This window comes from Yoonia sp. D2-7 (assembly GCF_055809435.1).
The window spans coordinates 2,538,691-2,555,594 of record NZ_CM147912.1 but is presented as its reverse complement, the minus strand read 5'-3'; the positions used below and the strand labels follow the sequence as shown (position 1 = coordinate 2,555,594).

Genomic DNA, 16,904 nt, shown 5'->3' with positions numbered 1-16,904 from the left:
TTACTCTAAGATCAACTGTGACATCGCGAGGAATACATGGAGGGCATACCACCTAAAGAGTCCTTTCCTCTAATTGGAACGATTGAAAATCCAGCCTTGTTTAGTGACGGTCGCGACCTTCTTCTGAGTTACGACATTGCGCCAGCGGCAGGCGGTGGTATCGCTATTCTTAGATTTTCTGACGTGATCCACTTCGAACAAAATCCCATTAATGCTGAAGGGTTGAGGGACGCCCCATATCCCACCAAACCATGGGACTTCACAGAAGTGTTCGGCAGTGAGCGCACAATCAAATGGAAAGCCTTGCTACCTCGTTTTTGGACGATTTCATTTAACGATGTAACAGTAGAGGTTGTCTTTTCAGGTGTTAAGAAAGCTCATGAAACACGCGAAGTGATTGGGCCATCTGATGCTCTAGCTGACTTTCTCAGGCTCAGGGCCTCGTAGAAAACTTCAACCGTAAGTTAGCTGGAACGGACATTGCTTGCAGTTGATTAAAGGCCCGCTTCGTCCGCCGAGCTGCTATTCAGCGCGAAGCCAGATGATCCCACTTATCCATCCACATCGTCCACGTCCGCTTGCCCTGACAACTTGCGCCGCACAATCGACCACGACAGGCCGATCGCCAGCACCAGCGATAACACAACTAGACCTAGCCATGTGTTGAAGGTCGGATCGGCCAGACTGATCCACCCGAAATCGAACAGCACCCAGATCAATGTGCCCGCCACTGCCAGAATCAGCAGCATCCCGAACAGGCCAATCGACCGCAATGTTGCCCGCAAATAGATAATGTAGCCGACCAACAAGATCAGACAGGCGAGGATCGTCAGCGGGATCTGTGTGGCGTAATTGGCCATGCCCCAGCGCACGACGTTCCATTCTGTCGGGTTATAGGTCGCGGCCAATAGCAAAAAGGCAAAGGCCCAGCGTAAAAGAAATCCCATGAAACTCGCCTCTTAACTTGGTGTTGGTGGACTTTGACCAGACCCATCCACGCCTGTCTAGAACTTTGGTGTTTCACAGGGCGGTTCGCATGGCTATAGGGGGCACGGGATTCCAAAAGGACAGATATCATGGCAAACGTAGTCGTCGTGGGCGCTCAGTGGGGCGATGAAGGCAAAGGCAAGATCGTAGATTGGTTGTCCGAGCGGGCCGATGTGGTTGCGCGCTTTCAGGGTGGTCATAACGCAGGCCACACATTGGTCGTCGGCGAAGAGGTCTACAAACTGCATGCGCTGCCATCTGGTGTGGTGCGTGGCGGTAAGCTGTCGGTGATCGGCAACGGCGTTGTGCTTGATCCATGGCATCTGGTCAAAGAGATCGAAACAATCCGCGCTCAGGGCGTTGATATCACGCCTGAAAACCTGATGGTTGCTGAGAATACACCGCTGATCCTGCCGTTCCACGGTGAACTTGACCGGGCGCGCGAAGGCCAGAATTCGGTCGCGAAAATCGGCACCACTGGCCGCGGTATTGGTCCTTGCTACGAAGATAAAGTTGGCCGTCGCGTCATCCGCGTCGCTGATCTCGCCGACGATGCGACGCTGGAACTGCGTGTTGACCGTGCCTTGGTTCACCATAATGCGCTGCGCAATGGTCTTGGTCTTGAGCCAATCGACCGCGACGCGTTGCTGGCTGATCTGCGTGAAATCGCGCCAGCTGTGTTGGCTTATGCGGCACCCGTTTGGAAAGTGCTGAACGAAAAACGCAAAGCCGGTAAACGGATTTTGTTCGAAGGGGCGCAAGGTGCGTTGCTGGACATCGACTTCGGGACATATCCGTTTGTGACGTCTTCCAACGTGATCGCGGGCCAAGCGGCTGCGGGCACAGGCATGGGGCCGGACGCGATTGATTTCGTTCTGGGCATCGTGAAAGCCTACACAACCCGTGTGGGCGAAGGCCCGTTCCCGACTGAACTTGATGATGCCGACGGTCAAATGCTGGGCGAACGCGGTCATGAATTCGGGACGACAACAGGGCGTAAACGCCGCTGTGGGTGGTTCGATGCAACACTGGTGCGCCAGACATGTATCACATCAGGTGTGACCGGTATCGCATTGACAAAGCTTGATGTTTTGGACGGTTTCGAAACGCTGAAGATTTGTACGGGCTACGAATTGGACGGCGAGCGTTTGGACTATTTGCCAACAGCCGCCGATCAACAAGCGCGTTGTGTTCCAATCTACGAAGAGATGCCGGGTTGGTCCGAAACTACCGAAGGTGCGCGCAGCTGGGCGGATCTGCCAGCCGCGGCCATCAAATACGTGCGCCGCGTGGAAGAGTTGATCGACTGTCCCGTCGCGCTACTTTCCACATCACCTGAACGCGACGATACTATCTTGGTAACCGACCCGTTCGCCGACTAAAGGTGTGACTGATGGCGCTTAGCTATAAGGCCCGCAAACGCTGGGCATTGTTCGTACTGATTTTTGGGATACCGCTGTACATTGTTATGGCGGTGACCATCATGAACTGGCTGTATCCTGATCCGCTCAACCGGCCGTCCGTGCTGGTTGAAGTGGGCGTTTACATCGGGCTGGGCGTGCTTTGGGCGTTTCCGTTGAAGGCAATCTTCAAAGGGATCGGGCAGGCTGATCCGGACGCATAAGCGGCGCAAGGTCTTTCGACATACGGAAATTGGACAGGGTGACGCCGTTTTTAGTGACATCCTGTTTTGCGTTTATGACCCAGCCTTGGCGCATGAAGAATGGTTCGGCCTTGATGCTGGCGTCGCTGGTCAATCGGGGGATTTGACGGGCGACGGCCCACCCTTCAACGGCTGCATATAGCTGCGATCCGACCCCGGTCCCGATGTGATCGGAATGGACAAAGGCGAGATCGATATAGCCAGAGTTATCAATGGTCATGAAGCCAAGCATCTGGTCGCCATGTTCCGCGACAAATCCGCTGACGCCATGAAAGCGATTCTGCCACCCTTCGGTATCCGGCACAGGGCCAGCCCACGCGCGGCGTTGATCCAAGTTATAGGCGTCAGCCGCGCCGTTCATGATCGCGTCGTAGAAAACCAAGACGGCACGACTTGCGTCGTGAGGTTGCAGAGGCCTGATCATCTTTTCACTTTCTTTGCGGGCGATTGTGAATGGCTAACTTTTGATGGTCACAAACGCAAACGGGCGGGGAAATCCCCGCCCGTTTGGTTCGTTTATCAATCGTTTATGCAGACCGCGCATCGGGGCGGAACCGTGTCTGTTCAGACACTTGGAAACGACCGTTGCGGACTTTGCTGATCCGGCCTTGGCGCAGCAATGTGCCGAAGGACCGCAGACCATCTTCACGGCTGAATTCTTCGTCTGTTGTCAACTGGACCTTTTTCATGATCTGCGGACGCGAGAAGTCTTCGACACCTTCCACGAAGGATGTGTAGGCAGCCGCAGCTTCCAGAAGGTCTGGCAAGTCGGACGCACCCATTTGGGCTGCGAATTCTGCGAAACCGCCTGTGTCTTTGGCATCTACTGGCTGTGTCGCAACGCGGCGTGGCTGCACGTCTTCTTCCATTGCTTCGTCTTCGTCGACACGCTGGGACGCCACCAATTTCAGCGGGGCTGCACGTGGGCGTTCGGTGCGAAGCGCCTGATCTTCAGGGGATGCTGGGCGGCGCGGGCGCACGACCTGGTCCAGATCATCGCGGAACGCTTCCTGCTTTTCAGCGTCGCCGTCTGATTGATCGCCCAATTGACGTGCAGCTTCAGTCGCTGCGACAGCCGCTTTCAGCTGCGCAATCGCATTGCGACGACGGCTGCCTGTTGGTTCGTTCAGTGCGACGTCGGTCTGGTTCAGGATACGAGAAACCGCAGAATCAGGCTCCGGCAGCACACCGCGACCAGCACGTGCAGGCGTTTCAACAACTTCCGGCATTTCAGGTGCTTCTGCTGCTGTGTCTTCGATGACAATTTCCGCAACTTCCGGTGCTTCGTCTTCGATTGATACTACATCTTCAGCGACTGCGGCCAATTCGCGCTGCAGGTCATCTTCGTCGTCAGCAGAAAGGCTGCCCGACGGGATCGCTGCTGCTACCGCGGCGCGGATTTCGTCTTGCTTGGATGTTTCATCCGCAACAACGTCCTCGATTTCGGCAACGTCAGCTGTTGGTTCTGCTTCTGGCGCGTCTTCGATAACGGCTTCAACTTCGTCAGCGACAACTTCAGGTGTATCGACTTTCAATGCCGCTGCAACACGTTGCGCGACGTCTGCGTCGTCTTCTGCTTCTTCGGCGACTGGTTCCGCGACAACCTCTGCAGGCTTGTCCTTCCGCAGGCGGACGATCCGTGCACGTACAGGCGCTTTTTGTGTTTCAGCTTGTTCGGCATTTGGCACGTCGATGTCATTCAGGTCAGATGACAAGTCGGACTGCGCTTCTTCCAGCGCTTTTGCCTCAGCTTCGGCGGCTTCGGCAGCAGCTTGCGCTTCTTCCCGTGCTTTCGCTTCGGCTTCGGCAGCAGCCTGTGCTTCTTCCTGAGCTTTTGCTTCAGCTTCGGCAGCTTCCGCAGCAGCTTGCGCTTCTTCCTGAGCTTTTGCTTCAGCTTCGGCAGCTTCCGCAGCAGCTTGCGCTTCTTCCTGAGCTTTTGCTTCAGCTTCAGCGGCCTCCGCAGCAGCATGTGCTTCTTCCTGTGCCTTTGCTTCAGCTTCAGCGGCCTCTGCTGCAGCTTGCGCTTCTTCCTGTGCCTTTGCTTCAGCTTCGGCGGCTTCTGCAGCAGCTTGCGCTTCTTCCTGAGCTTTCGCTTCAGCTTCGGCGGCTTCTGCAGCAGCTTGCGCCTCTTCCTGTGCTTTGGCCTCAGCTTCAGCGGCTTCAGCAGCAGCTTGTGCTTCTTCCTGTGCCTTTGCTTCGGCTTCAGCGGCCTCCGCAGCAGCCTGTGCTTCTTCCTGCGCTTTCGCCTCAGCCTCTGCGTCATGCTCATCTGCAATGATGTCTTCTGCAGTGATTTTCACGACGTCGGCTTCCGCATCGCCAAGTAGTGGTTCCTCTGCGCCTGCACCGTCCTCATACGATTCTTCGACGGGGGCGGCTGGTTTGCCAACGACGGCACGGATGCGCTGCAGCTTTGCCGCGACGCTTTCCGCATCTGGGTGTGCTGGCGCGTCCTGTTTGAATGTATCGTTCGCCGCTTCTGGTGCGACTTCATCGATTTCAACGGCGGGTGCTGCAACCAAAGATGCGGCAGGCATCAGTGCGGATGGTGATTCTGGGTTTATAGGCGCTTCTGCTTTCGGCGGCATCGCGACCGTGTCTTGCGTGGCTGTATCATCGTCGATTTCGGCGCGCAGGCGGATACCTTTGCCGTCCATTTTTGCTTCGACGCGGCGCGAAATCTCGCGTTCGGCGATCTTCGCCAGCATTTCAGCATCCGGGGCAGGTGGTTCCGCACCGAAGTACCGATCATCCTGCGCAAGATCGCGGAAATACTCCGCAATTGCCTTCATGGAATGAAATGAGTCGTCGAACCCTTCCAAGGTACACGAGAAGGTCCCATATGAGACGGTAAGAATCTTTGTTGATCCAGCCATGATTATTGCTCGCTTTCTGCCATTCGCTTTGACAGTCTGTTTACCACCAATTGGTTCCCAATCCGGAACAACACCGCGGTTATTCCAGTATTATTTCGTGTCTGAAATATGGCAAGTTTCCCAAATAAGGCAAAACCCCCATGACAGAGCTGATTGTTGACGCCGCCGAACCGATTGCTTTGATCGGTGGTGCGGACCTTGGGCTAGAACATCTTAACATACTGCAAACACTGACCCAAACCTTTGTTGCAGCAGACAGCGGCGCGGATCATTTGCGCCGCGCGGGGATCATCCCAAAGGCGGTTATCGGCGATTTCGACAGCCTTTCCGCAACGGCGCGGACGGTTTTCGCGCCACAATTACATCATCTCCCTGAGCAAGACACGACCGACCTTGAGAAGGCTTTAAGTTGTGTATCTGCGCCCGTCCTGATCGGTGCAGGATTCTTAGGGGGGCGGTTGGATCATTCGTTTGCGTCGTTCAACGCACTTGCGCGATCAAGCGGGAAGCGCTTGATTTTGTTGTCAGACACCGAATGCTGTTTTCTGTCGCCGACAGCGCAATGGAACATTGAACTGCCCGAAGGCACACCATTCGCGATCCTACCAATGACGGATGTGCGCGCGACAACAAACGGACTGGTGTGGGACATGGACGACATGGCGCTTAGTCCGGTTGGCCGTGTCAGTTCGTCGAACAAAACCAAAGCGCCAATCGTAACAGTCCGTGTGACCGGCGCGGCTATTGTGACGCTTCCGATTGGGATGCTTCAAGCTGCGATAGCCGTTGTTCGCGCAGAATGATGTAAAGTCCGGCCGAGATCGTGATGCAGATCCCAAGTGCGGCCAAGCCGTTCGGCAGGTCTTTAAATATCAGCCATCCAATGGCGGTCCCAAAAGGAATCTCAAGATACTGCATCGGGGCCAGCGTTGAAGCAGGCGCATAGCGCAAGCTGCCTGTCATCATCAGGTGGGCGATAGTGCCAAGCACACCGAGTACCAAAAGTAGGATCACGTCAGTTTGTGCAGGCCACGAAAGATCAAAACCAGGCACATTCGGGAACGCAATGAGTAAGGGGATCAGGATTACCAAGGCTTGCAGCCCGCTAATCGCTTGGAGGTGAACCGCATCAATTGATTTTGCAATTTGCCTTGTCACCAGCATGAACAAGGCAAAGACCACTGCGACCCCAAGCGGCAAAAGCGCGGGCCACCCGACGGCGGCAAAGTTGGGTTGGATCACGAGTAGCGTACCGACGAAGCCAATGGCGCAGGCCCAAATGCGATGGGGGCCGACAACTTCGTGCAGGACAAAGTGACCCAGTATCAACATGATGAACGGCATAACAAAGGCGATCGCAAGCGCGTCTGCGAGCGGCAAGTAACGCAGGCTCGAAAACATCAGTGCGACCCCCGCGATGTGCAAACACGTCCGCAACAGGATTTTGGGAAACGTGCCTTTGGGCGGCCGCAAGGACTGGCCGCGCAGTAAAACGAGCGGGGTCAACAAGATCGCCTGCACGCCGAACCGGACGCAGATCAGCCCCATCAGCGCAACCGTGCCGCCAAGCACCTTTGCCATGGCGTCGCCAAGCGGCGCGAGCACGCAGAAACCGAGCATAAGAAGGATGCCGAGAAAGGGGCGGTCTTGGGACATAAGAGAACGCTAGTTTGAATGCGCGGTGGGTACAATGCGCGTTGCGTATGGTGCGGAGGCGGGAGCCTCCGGCGGGATTTGGAAGACGTCAAAGAAACCAGCGACGCGCTTGAAAAGTGAACGCGCCTTTGATAATAGTTCAGCAGTTGGGGACGTTTACCGCCAGACCGCCAAGCGCGGTTTCTTTGTATTTTTCCGACATATCCACGCCTGTTTGCCGCATGGTTTCGATTGCCGCATCAAGCGGGACAAGGTGTGTGCCGTCGCCGCGCAATGCCAGCGAAGCCGCAGACACCGCTTTGATCGCGCCTAATCCGTTGCGTTCGATGCAGGGAACTTGCACCAATCCTTTGACAGGGTCGCAGGTCATGCCAAGGTGATGTTCCAGCGCGATTTCAGCCGCATTTTCGATTTGCGCGGGTGACCCACCCAGCGCTGCACAAAGACCCGCAGCTGCCATGGCAGCGGCAGAGCCTACTTCGGCTTGGCATCCGCATTCAGCACCAGAGATCGACGCGTTGAATTTGATCAATCCGCCGATGGCCGCCGCCGTGAGCAAAAAGTCAGGGACCCGCGTGATCGTGGCACCGGGCACATGATCTAGGTAGTAGCGGATCGTCGCTGGCACCACGCCTGCGGCCCCATTGGTGGGGGCCGTGACGACCTGACCCCCATCTGCGTTTTCCTCATTCACAGCCATCGCGTAGGTCGACATCCAGTCATTGACGGTATGTGGGGCCGACAGGTTCATGCCGCGTTCTGCTTGTAGGGCATCATGGATGCCCTTGGCGCGACGTTTGACATTCAGGCCACCGGGTAGGGTCCCGTCGGTAGCAAGCCCCCGATCTATGCAGGCTGCCATCACTTCCCAAATGCGGGTTAATCCGCGATCTAAATCTGCATGCGCCATCCGGCTCAGTTCGTTGGCGCGCTTCATATCGGCGATTGATTTACCGGACGCATTCGCCATCGTCAGCATTTCTGCCGCCGATTGGAATGGAAATGGGACGGGCGCGCCGGTATCGGTGTCCTTTCCGTCCGCTAATTCCTTATCGGTCAGGACAAAACCGCCGCCGATGGAATAATAGGTCTGGCTGATGATGACGTCGCCTTGGCTGTCTGTACCGTGTAATTTCATCCCATTGGCGTGCCCAGGCAGGGGGGCGCCATAATCGAACAATAGGTCTGTCGCAGGATCGAACCGCAACGCTGGCAAGTCGTTTGGTGTTAGTTGTTTCGACGTCAGAATTTCATCAAAGGCTGCGTCAGCTTTGGCCTTGTTATAATCATCCGCCCGAAACCCCGCCAGCCCCAAGATGACGGCACGATCCGTCGCATGCCCGACGCCCGTGAACGCAAGTGAGCCGTGCAGGGATGCTTTGACGCCAGCAACAGCAAAAGGTTGGGACCGTAGGTGATCCAAGAAACGGGCAGCAGCGACCATCGGGCCGATGGTGTGGGACGATGAAGGACCAAGTCCCACTTTGAACATATCGAATACGGACAGAAACATTAGGTAGCGCTTCCTTCTGGGGGGCGGGCAGGGCAGGGTCTCGAAAAAGGCGTTTGTCCTAAACCCTCTGCTTGGCAAACTTCGCTGACAAGCGGGCGGTTTTCGAAAGTTACGGTAAAGTTGTGCAAGGTCGGCCATTTTGACAAAACGAACCAAGTCGTGTCACCGCCGTAAAGCGCGCACCACCGCAGCATAGGGGCCAGATAACAGGCCAAAGCGGGACAGGCGACGCTGTCCCAATGGGTATCTAGCTGGGTGAAATATGACGCCAAGCGCGGGCGGGCTTGTTGCCGCAGCCCAGCCGGATCGCTTGCCATGTAAACGTCAGGATAGAACAACATACGCAACGCTGGATGCACGGTATTCGACAGCCAAAACAGGCGGGTCAGGGCAAGACCACGCGGGCCTGTATCCGGCGCGGGAAAGACGGTGCCGGGGCGCTGGTCAGCCAGCCACAGAAGGATTGCCGCAGTTTCAAACAGCGGACCGTCAGGCGTTTCCAGCGTAGGGATCAGGCCGTTGGGGTTCATCGCGAGATAGGCGGCAGAGCGCTGTTCTTTGGCCGCGCGATCAACCAGCCTAAGTCGGTGAGGTATGTCCGTTTCGGCAAGCAAGAGCCGCACGCAAAGCGATGCGTTGTCAGGCGCGTAATGAAGAACCAGATCGTTAGTCATGGTGTGAACTTAGTCCCCGCGTCTTTGGCCGACGCGCTGAAAACGACGCAATAGCGGCTTATTCGGCCTCAAGCGCGCGCAGTTCGTCTATGGTGTAGCTGATTTGCAATTCACCATCGAGACCAGCCTCAAAGTCGGGGTGTTGGGACAGGCAACCGACGCCGCACAGTTGGCTTGCGATTTGATCGACGCCGTCGACATACCAAAGTCGTCCGCCCGGTGTGGAAATGTAGCCATCGACGCCTTCGGCTTCATCCGCTTCCAGATCGCCAACAGATGGAAATTCGGCTGGCGTGTCATAATCGAACGCGCCATGCGTATGGTAAGACGCGATTGGTACACTGTCTTCGGGTGGCTCATCTGCTTCGCAGTGGCCGATTGCACCTTGGACGGCAGGGGTTGCTGCCAGTTCGCCGTCAGCGTCGATCACGATGTAGCCGCAATATTCGCGATTGGCCGCAAAAGATGGGCCTTGAAGCGCTTCAAGAGTTGCTTTGGCCAATGCGACTTCGGCGTTATCTTGTGCGATGGCTGGGCTGGCGATGACGGCCAACGGGATCAGGAACTGTTTCATGTCAAAACGCTAATGGGTCGCGGCGCAGGTCGCAACATGCCCTGCATTTTTCCGTTTCTTCATGACGCGATGCGGCCTATACATTTCGAAAATGGAATTGCGCGGAGCTGCCACCATGTCGTCTGATCTGTCCCCCATCGACAAAGCAAAATTTGTGGCTGCGAAGCGGGCGGCTCAGTTTGTGCAAAGTGGCATGAAAGTCGGTCTTGGGACAGGATCGACCGCTGCGTGGTTAGTGCAATGCTTGGGTGAACGGGTGCGCGATGAAGGGCTTGCGATTAAGGGCATTCCGACCTCCAGCCGCACCGCGCAACTGGCCCGAGATGTTGGTATCGATGTCATCTCGCTCGACGAAGCGCAGACGCTGGATCTGACGATTGATGGCGCCGATGAATATGACGGCAAGCTGAACTTGATCAAAGGCGGTGGTGGGGCGCTGCTGCAGGAAAAGATCGTCGCGACTGCGTCCGAACGCATGGTTGTCATCGCAGACGCGTCCAAAAGGGTGGAAACGCTTGGCGCATTTCCGTTGCCGGTTGAGGTCATCCCGTTTGGTTGGCAGACAACAAAGGCGCTGATCGAGGAAACATTGATTGGGTTAGATGTGTTGGGCCGGACGACCAGTCTGCGCATGAATGGTGACGCGCCATTTCATACCGACGAGGGCAACCACATCCTTGATCTGCACCTCAACCGTATCGGTGATGCCCGCCAATTGAGTATGATTATCAATCAGATACCGGGCGTGGTCGAGAATGGTCTATTCCTTGATATCTGCGACGCCATTGTCGTGGGGTATGGCGATGGGCGTGTCGAAGTGACGGATATTCACGAAGGATCAGTCGAAGAAACCCGTTTTGATTTTGTCGAAAAAGACAACATCTTTGCGGATATCGCCGACTAACGCCCCGACCACTTTGGTTTACGTTTTTCCAAGAATGCGGCGATGCCTTCGTGCGCGTCTTGTGTTGCGCTGATCTGTTTGATCGCTTGGTCGTTCGCGTCCCACATGGCGTCATCGGCACGCCCGCGCAGCGCCGTCAGCCTTAGGGTTTCTGCAATCGCGATGGGCGCATTTCTTGCGATGTTTTTGGCAAGCTCAAGCGTCGTATCTGATAAGTCAGATGTCGAAACCGCGCGGTTGATCAAACCCCAGTCCACTGCTTTGCCAGCGCTAAAGACCTGACCTGTCAACAAAATTTCGTTGGCGATGACTGGCGGCAGGTGGGCGCCCAACCGGACGGCCCCACCGGCACCAGCCACAATACCAAGCGTTGGTTCGGGCAATCCGAAGACGGCATCGTCGGCCGCGATGATCAGGTCGCAGGCCAGCATCAATTCGAAACCACCAGCAAGCGCGGCGCCTTGAACTTCCGCAATGATCGGCTTGCTGCGGTTCCGTTTCACAAATCCTGCAAAGCCGTGTTCGCCCAGCAATATGTCGTTTGCTTGCCCTGCCTGAAACGCTTTCAAATCCATGCCCGCGCAGAAAACCGGACCTGCGCCGCGCAAGATGCCGACACGTAATTCCGGTGTGTTTTCAAGGCGATCTACGGCTTCGCGCAGTGCGGTACAAGCGTCGGGGTTGATCGCATTGCGTTGTTCGGGACGGTTGAGCGTGATGATCGCGATATCGTCTTGGACGTCGAAAAGAACGGTGTCGGTCATGTCATTTCCTTTGCCATATCGCGTAGTTTCGTGCGGATGATTTTGCCTGTTGTCGTCATGGGCATGTCGGTGATGTAGTGGACTTTGCGCGGTGCTTCGTAAGCAGCGAGGCGCGATTTGACGTAAGTTGTGATGTCTTGGGTCAGCCTATCGTTGGGAGTAACACCTTCATTCAAAACAAGAAATGCGGTCACGATACTGCCCCGCACGGTATCCGGTGTGCCGATGACGCCGGCAAGCCGAATGGCGGGGTGGGTGATTAGGCAGTCTTCGATTTCGGCGGGTCCGATGCGGTATCCGGCTGAGCTGATCACGTCGTCGTCGCGCCCGATAAACTTGATCCGGCCCGACGGCATTTGCTGGCCGCGGTCGCCTGTGAGCAAATAATCACCGTGGAATTTTGCGGCTGTGGCGTCTGGATTATTCCAGTAATTCAAGAACATAACCGGATTGGGGCTGCGCACCGCAATCGCTCCTTCGTCGGTGGTTGGGTCGCCGTTTTCGTCAATGATAACAACGTCATGGCCAGGCACTGCGAAACCCATCACGCCGGGTTCTGCGGGGGTTATTGCCCCGCAAGATGACACGATCATGTTGCATTCGGTTTGCCCGTAGAATTCGTTGATTGTCACCCCGAATGTGTCGCGGCCCCAGTCGATCAGCGCGGCCCCGAGCGTTTCACCGCCAGACGCGACGGACCGCATCGGAACATCCGAAATGCCTGCCGCTTTGAGCATTTTGAGCGCCGTTGGCGGCAGGAACGTGTTGCGGACATTGTGGGTTTTCATCAGCTTAACTGCTTGTTCTGCATCGAATTTTGCAAAGCGATGCGCCACGACAGGCACCCCGTGATGGAGCGCAGGCATAAGCACATCAAGCAGCCCGCCGATCCAAGCCCAATCGGCAGGCGTCCAGATTTTGTCGCCTTCTTGGGGAAAGAAATCATGGCTCATTTCGACGCCGGGCAGATGGCCGAGTAGCACGCGGTGCGCGTGTAACGCGCCTTTTGGATTGCCCGTCGTACCGGAGGTGTAGATGATAAATGCGGGGTCGTCGGCTGCGGTATCAACGGGCGTAAATGTGTCGGGTTGATCGGCGCAGAGCGCGTGAAAATCGAGGTGTGATTCACGTGCACAACCCGTGCACAACACGTGCACCAGCGCGGGAAGCTCTGACCGGATGGATTCGAGCTTGGCGGCACCTTCGGAATTGGTCACGACAACCTTTGTTCCGGAATCCCGCAGGCGGTGGAGCAGCGCATCGGGACCAAAAAGCGTGAAGAGCGGGATCGAAATGCAGCCTGCCTTTAGCGCACCGATGTGTGCGACGGCCGTTTCGATTGATTGAGGTAAAAGCACCGCGACGCGGTCACCAATATCGACCATGCTTGACAGGACATTGGCAAAGCGGTTCGACATCGCACGCAGATCGCTGAAGCTGTAGGTGATGTGCGACATGTCGGTAGCAACGTCGATGATGGCGGGGGCGTCGGGTGTCTGGTCCGCGATCCGGTCACAGACATCAACGCCGATGTTATAGCGGTCGGGAATGTCCCACGCGAAATTGTCGCGCAGTGCTGCAATGCTGTCCGCTTTTTGTAACATGCTGTCCTCCCCCCGATTTCGTAATTGAACGATTGTTCAATTTGAGAGTCAAGCAACCACGTACGTCTTCGTGACAAAGGTTACAGTCGCGCACCGTTGTAGTCTGGCCCATGCGGACATAGTTTGACGCTGAAATAGAAATGCGGCGAAGGAATACATGATGGCTTTTGATTTTGACTTGTTTGTCATCGGTGGTGGATCGGGCGGCGTGCGTGCTGGTCGCGTTGCATCGCAGAACGGGTTTAAGGTCGCGTTGGCCGAAGAATTCCGGATGGGGGGCACATGCGTTATTCGCGGCTGTGTTCCGAAGAAGCTGATGGTGTTCGGGTCGCAGTTTTCCGAAAGCTTTATTGACGCGAAATCATACGGTTGGGATGTCCCGACCCATCCGACCTTTGAATGGAAGAATTTTCGCGCGAAAATGCACGGCGAACTTGATCGGCTCGAAGGCATCTACCGCAATCTGCTGAAGAATAACGACGTGACCGTCTATGACAGCCGCGCTGTTGTGAAAGATGCGCATACGGTTGTTCTGCGTGACGGTCATGAAGTGACTGCGAAGACAATTCTGGTGGCCACCGGTGGTCACCCTGTCGTCCCTGATTTTGAAGGGTCACAATATGCGATCACGTCGAATGATATTTTCTTGTTGGAAGAACTGCCGAACAAGATTCTGATTGTCGGTGGTGGCTACATCGCGTCGGAATTTGCAGGTATCCTGAACGGGTTGGGTGTTGAGGTGACACAGGCCTATCGCGGCGATCAGATTTTGCGCGGTTTTGACGACGAAGCCCGCAAGGTGATTGCCGAAGGCATGGTCGAGAAGGGTGTCGATCTGCGTCTGAACACCGACGTTGCGAAGATCGAAAAAGTTGCTGACACGTTCTGTGTGACGTTCAAGGACGGATCGGAAGAAACGTTCGAGAAGGTGATGTATGCAACAGGCCGTCGCCCGAATACCGACGGGCTTGGTCTTGAGGATGCGGGTGTTGCGCTGGGCAAAAGCGGCGAAGTCGTTGTCGATGACTACAGCGCCACTGGTGTGCCTTCGATCTACGCGATTGGTGATGTGACGAACCGTATCCAGCTGACCCCTGTTGCGATCCGCGAAGGCATGGCGTTTGTCGAGACCGTGTTCAAAGGCAACCCGACGAAGGTGGACCACGATCTGGTGCCGTCTGCGGTCTTTACCCAGCCGGAGTTCGGCACAGTTGGTCTGACCGAAGAAGAAGCCGCAGCCCAAGAACCGATCGAAGTTTACGCTACAACGTTCAAACCGATGAACCATTCCTTCGCTGGTCGTCCCGATCGCGTGTTGATGAAGTTGGTTGTGTCAAAAGCCAACCGTAAGGTGCTGGGTGTGCATATTGTCGCAGATGGCGCAGGTGAAATGATCCAAATGGCCGGAATCGCCGTGAAAATGGGTGCAACTAAAGAAGATTTCGACGCGACGGTTGCAGTTCACCCCACAATGGCCGAAGAACTTGTGACAATGAAGGAACCCGTCAGATCGACTTGATTTTGCGGGTTTTGCCTACACATATGATATGACAGCCCGGAAGATGCGGGCAGCAGCATAGGAAGCACGATGGCAGGGAATAACGGTGGCCCTTGGGGCGGCGGTGGAAATAACGGTTCCAACAATGGTGGCGATAATCGCGGCAGCAACAATGGCGGGCGGCGTCCCGGCAACAACGACGGGCCGCAAATCCCGGAAATTGATGAGCTGATGAACAAAGGCCGCGAACAATTGCGCGTTCTTATGGGCGGCGGCAATGGCGGGCGTCCGAACGGCTCAGGTGGCGGCGGTGCCGGTGGCCCGCAGATTTCACGCGGGATGATTGGTCTTGGCGCTTTGGCAGCTGTTGGTCTTTGGCTGGCGTCATCGTTTTACACAGTGAAGCCCGAGGAACAGTCGGTTGAGCTGATGTTGGGCCGCTATTCATCGACCGGTGGTCCGGGTCTGAATTTTGCCCCATGGCCGCTTGTGACGAAAGAAATCCTTGCCGTGACGACCGAGCGGAACATTGATATCGGCACAAGCCGGTCCGGTATGGACGCGGGTCTAATGCTGACTGGTGATGAAAACATCGTGGACATCGATTTCCAAGTTGTTTGGAACATTACCGATCCGCAACAGTATTTGTTCAACCTTGCTGATCCACCACAGACGATTGCCGCTGTTGCTGAATCCGCGATGCGCGAGATTATTTCGCAGTCTGAACTGGCTCCGATTTTGAACCGCGACCGTGGTGCAATTGCAGATCGTTTGCGGGATCTGATCCAGTCGACATTGGACAGCTACGAATCCGGTGTGAACATCGTCCGTGTCAACTTTGACAAGGCCGATCCGCCTGAACCTGTTATCGCGGCCTTCCGCGCTGTTCAGGATGCCGAACAAGAACGTGACCGTTTGCAGAACGTCGCGGATGCCTATGCGAACCAAGTGGTTGCGGGTGCCCGTGGTGAAGCGGCCCAGTTGATCGAACAATCCGAAGCGTACCGGTCACAGGTTGTGAACGAAGCGCAGGGTGAGGCGTCACGCTTTACTGCGGTTTTGGCTGAATATGAAAAGGCACCAGAGGTGACACGCAAACGTCTGTATCTGGAAACCATGGAAGAAGTTCTTGGTGGCGTGGATATTATCCTGCTCGACGATGGGGCAGGCGGCAGCAGCGGTGTTGTCCCATATCTGCCGTTGAACGAATTGCGCCGAACCACTGATGGAGGGTCCAACTGATGAATAAGTCAGCATTTCTTTTGCCAGCCGTTGCGGTTGTTGTCGTTGGTCTTTTGTCGTCTGTGTTCATCGTTGATGAACGCCAGAAGGCGCTTGTCCTGCAATTTGGTCAGATCGTGCGTGTTGAAGAAGAGCCTGGTCTCAGCTTCAAATTGCCATTGATCCAAGAAGTCGTGCGTTACGATGACCGTATCCTTAGCCGTGATCTTGATCCGCTTGAGGTTACGCCGTCTGATGATCGTCGTTTGATCGTTGACGCCTTCGCGCGTTACCGTATCGCTGACGTAGAACGCTTCCGTCAGGCTGTTGGTGGTGGTGGTGAAGAAGCCGCTGCGCGTCGTCTTGATTCCATTCTGCGTGCCGAAACACGTGAGGTTCTGGGTTCCGTTTCATCCAACGACATTTTGTCTGTTGATCGTGCGGCATTGATGCTGCGTATCCGGAATTCTGCGATTGCCGAAGCGAATGCGCTGGGCTTGCAGGTGGTTGACGTACGTTTGAAGCGGACTGATTTGCCGTCTGAAAACCTCAACGCGACTTACGAGCGGATGAAAGCCGAACGTGAACGCGAAGCGGCGGACGAAATCGCCCGTGGTAACGAGGCCGCGCAGCGGGTTCGTGCGGGTGCGGATCGTACTGTTGTGGAACTTGTATCTGATGCGACGCGTCAGTCCGAGATCACACGCGGTGAAGCAGACGCAGAACGCAACGCGATTTTCGCCGAAGCATTCGGTTCTGACCCAGAATTCTTTGAATTCTACCGGTCTATGACAGCCTACACACGGGCCTTGCAGTCTGGCAATTCGTCCATGGTTTTGTCGCCTGACAACGAATTCTTCAACTACCTGAAGTCCGATCAGGGCGCTGCTGCAAACTAAGTTTTGCGGAATTGAGATTGATGAATGGCTGGCGGAGACGCTGGCCATTTTTCGTTTGTGGCTTTGCCCGG

17 protein-coding genes are annotated in these 16,904 nt (G+C 55.8%); 8 read left to right on the top strand and 9 right to left on the bottom strand.

From position 1 onward, the window contains the following. Positions 1-36 precede the first annotated feature (36 nt). Positions 37-447 (top strand): hypothetical protein, encoded by a 411-nt coding sequence (locus tag AC0L7R_RS12540; protein ID WP_473657216.1) that lies wholly within the window; start codon positions 37-39, stop codon positions 445-447. A gap of 104 nt (positions 448-551) precedes the next feature. Here the strand turns inward: AC0L7R_RS12540 and AC0L7R_RS12535 are convergent, their stop codons facing one another. Then, on the bottom strand, positions 552-947 hold the full coding sequence (locus AC0L7R_RS12535) for a DUF6524 family protein (RefSeq protein ID WP_348108778.1): 396 nt from the start codon (positions 945-947) through the stop codon (positions 552-554). A gap of 129 nt (positions 948-1,076) precedes the next feature. On the opposite strand from AC0L7R_RS12535, the gene AC0L7R_RS12530 reads away from it, so the two are divergent. Next, complete coding sequence (locus AC0L7R_RS12530) at positions 1,077-2,369, top strand: adenylosuccinate synthase (RefSeq protein WP_348108779.1); 1,293 nt, start codon at positions 1,077-1,079, stop codon at positions 2,367-2,369. Positions 2,370-2,380: 11 nt separating this feature from the next. Next, positions 2,381-2,611, top strand: coding sequence for a DUF2842 domain-containing protein (locus AC0L7R_RS12525; protein WP_247126348.1), 231 nt, complete (start codon positions 2,381-2,383; stop codon positions 2,609-2,611). Here the strand turns inward: AC0L7R_RS12525 and AC0L7R_RS12520 are convergent. Both AC0L7R_RS12520 and AC0L7R_RS12515 read right to left on the bottom strand, forming a co-directional pair. Next, a complete protein-coding gene (locus AC0L7R_RS12520; RefSeq protein WP_473657215.1) occupies positions 2,577-3,074 on the bottom strand; it encodes a GNAT family N-acetyltransferase in 498 nt (165 codons plus the stop codon). The genes AC0L7R_RS12525 and AC0L7R_RS12520 overlap by 35 nt on opposite strands. Positions 3,075-3,177: 103 nt before the next feature. Further along, a complete protein-coding gene (locus AC0L7R_RS12515) occupies positions 3,178-5,526 on the bottom strand; it encodes a hypothetical protein (protein ID WP_473657214.1) in 2,349 nt (782 codons plus the stop codon). Positions 5,527-5,666: 140 nt separating this feature from the next. Here AC0L7R_RS12515 and AC0L7R_RS12510 point away from each other — a divergent pair, with 140 nt between their 5' ends. Continuing rightward, positions 5,667-6,329 carry a thiamine diphosphokinase gene (locus tag AC0L7R_RS12510; protein WP_473657213.1) on the top strand — a complete coding sequence of 221 codons (663 nt, stop codon included), beginning with the start codon at positions 5,667-5,669 and terminating at the stop codon, positions 6,327-6,329. Here AC0L7R_RS12510 and AC0L7R_RS12505 read toward each other — a convergent pair. From AC0L7R_RS12505 to AC0L7R_RS12490, 4 genes are all read right to left on the bottom strand, one after another. After that, positions 6,268-7,182: an EamA family transporter gene (locus tag AC0L7R_RS12505; RefSeq protein ID WP_473657211.1), complete on the bottom strand. Its 915-nt coding sequence runs from the start codon at positions 7,180-7,182 to the stop codon at positions 6,268-6,270. The two genes, AC0L7R_RS12510 and AC0L7R_RS12505, sit on opposite strands and share 62 nt — an antisense overlap. 139 nt (positions 7,183-7,321) lie before the next feature. Continuing rightward, positions 7,322-8,695, bottom strand: a complete 1,374-nt coding sequence (locus AC0L7R_RS12500) for an L-serine ammonia-lyase (protein WP_473657210.1) — start codon at positions 8,693-8,695, stop codon at positions 7,322-7,324. Next, the gene (locus AC0L7R_RS12495) at positions 8,695-9,369 is read right to left on the bottom strand and encodes a glutathione S-transferase N-terminal domain-containing protein (protein WP_473657209.1); all 675 of its coding nucleotides are present in this window, start codon (positions 9,367-9,369) and stop codon (positions 8,695-8,697) included. Before AC0L7R_RS12495 ends, AC0L7R_RS12500 begins: the two co-directional genes overlap by 1 nt. 58 nt (positions 9,370-9,427) lie before the next feature. Beyond that, positions 9,428-9,943: a DUF4329 domain-containing protein gene (locus tag AC0L7R_RS12490; RefSeq protein WP_473657208.1), complete on the bottom strand. Its 516-nt coding sequence runs from the start codon at positions 9,941-9,943 to the stop codon at positions 9,428-9,430. A 115-nt stretch (positions 9,944-10,058) separates the two neighbouring features. Here AC0L7R_RS12490 and rpiA point away from each other — a divergent pair, with 115 nt between their 5' ends. After that, complete coding sequence (gene rpiA, locus AC0L7R_RS12485) at positions 10,059-10,847, top strand: ribose-5-phosphate isomerase RpiA (RefSeq protein WP_473657207.1); 789 nt, start codon at positions 10,059-10,061, stop codon at positions 10,845-10,847. Here the strand turns inward: rpiA and AC0L7R_RS12480 are convergent. Together AC0L7R_RS12480 and AC0L7R_RS12475 are read right to left on the bottom strand one after the other, a co-directional pair. Then, positions 10,844-11,611: an enoyl-CoA hydratase-related protein gene (locus AC0L7R_RS12480; RefSeq protein ID WP_473657205.1), complete on the bottom strand. Its 768-nt coding sequence runs from the start codon at positions 11,609-11,611 to the stop codon at positions 10,844-10,846. The two genes, rpiA and AC0L7R_RS12480, sit on opposite strands and share 4 nt — an antisense overlap. Beyond that, a complete protein-coding gene (locus tag AC0L7R_RS12475) occupies positions 11,608-13,215 on the bottom strand; it encodes an AMP-binding protein (RefSeq protein WP_473657204.1) in 1,608 nt (535 codons plus the stop codon). Before AC0L7R_RS12475 ends, AC0L7R_RS12480 begins: the two co-directional genes overlap by 4 nt. 160 nt (positions 13,216-13,375) lie before the next feature. On the opposite strand from AC0L7R_RS12475, the gene gor reads away from it, so the two are divergent. The 3 genes from gor (at position 13,376) to hflC (ending at position 16,833) form a co-directional block, all read left to right on the top strand. After that, complete coding sequence (gene gor, locus AC0L7R_RS12470; RefSeq protein ID WP_473657203.1) at positions 13,376-14,734, top strand: glutathione-disulfide reductase; 1,359 nt, start codon at positions 13,376-13,378, stop codon at positions 14,732-14,734. 69 nt (positions 14,735-14,803) lie between these two features. Continuing rightward, positions 14,804-15,955 carry an FtsH protease activity modulator HflK gene (hflK, locus tag AC0L7R_RS12465; RefSeq protein WP_348107733.1) on the top strand — a complete coding sequence of 384 codons (1,152 nt, stop codon included), beginning with the start codon at positions 14,804-14,806 and terminating at the stop codon, positions 15,953-15,955. After that, positions 15,955-16,833 (top strand): SPFH domain-containing protein, encoded by an 879-nt coding sequence (gene hflC, locus AC0L7R_RS12460; protein ID WP_473657202.1) that lies wholly within the window; start codon positions 15,955-15,957, stop codon positions 16,831-16,833. Before hflK ends, hflC begins: the two co-directional genes overlap by 1 nt. The last annotated feature ends 71 nt before the right edge of the window (positions 16,834-16,904 follow it).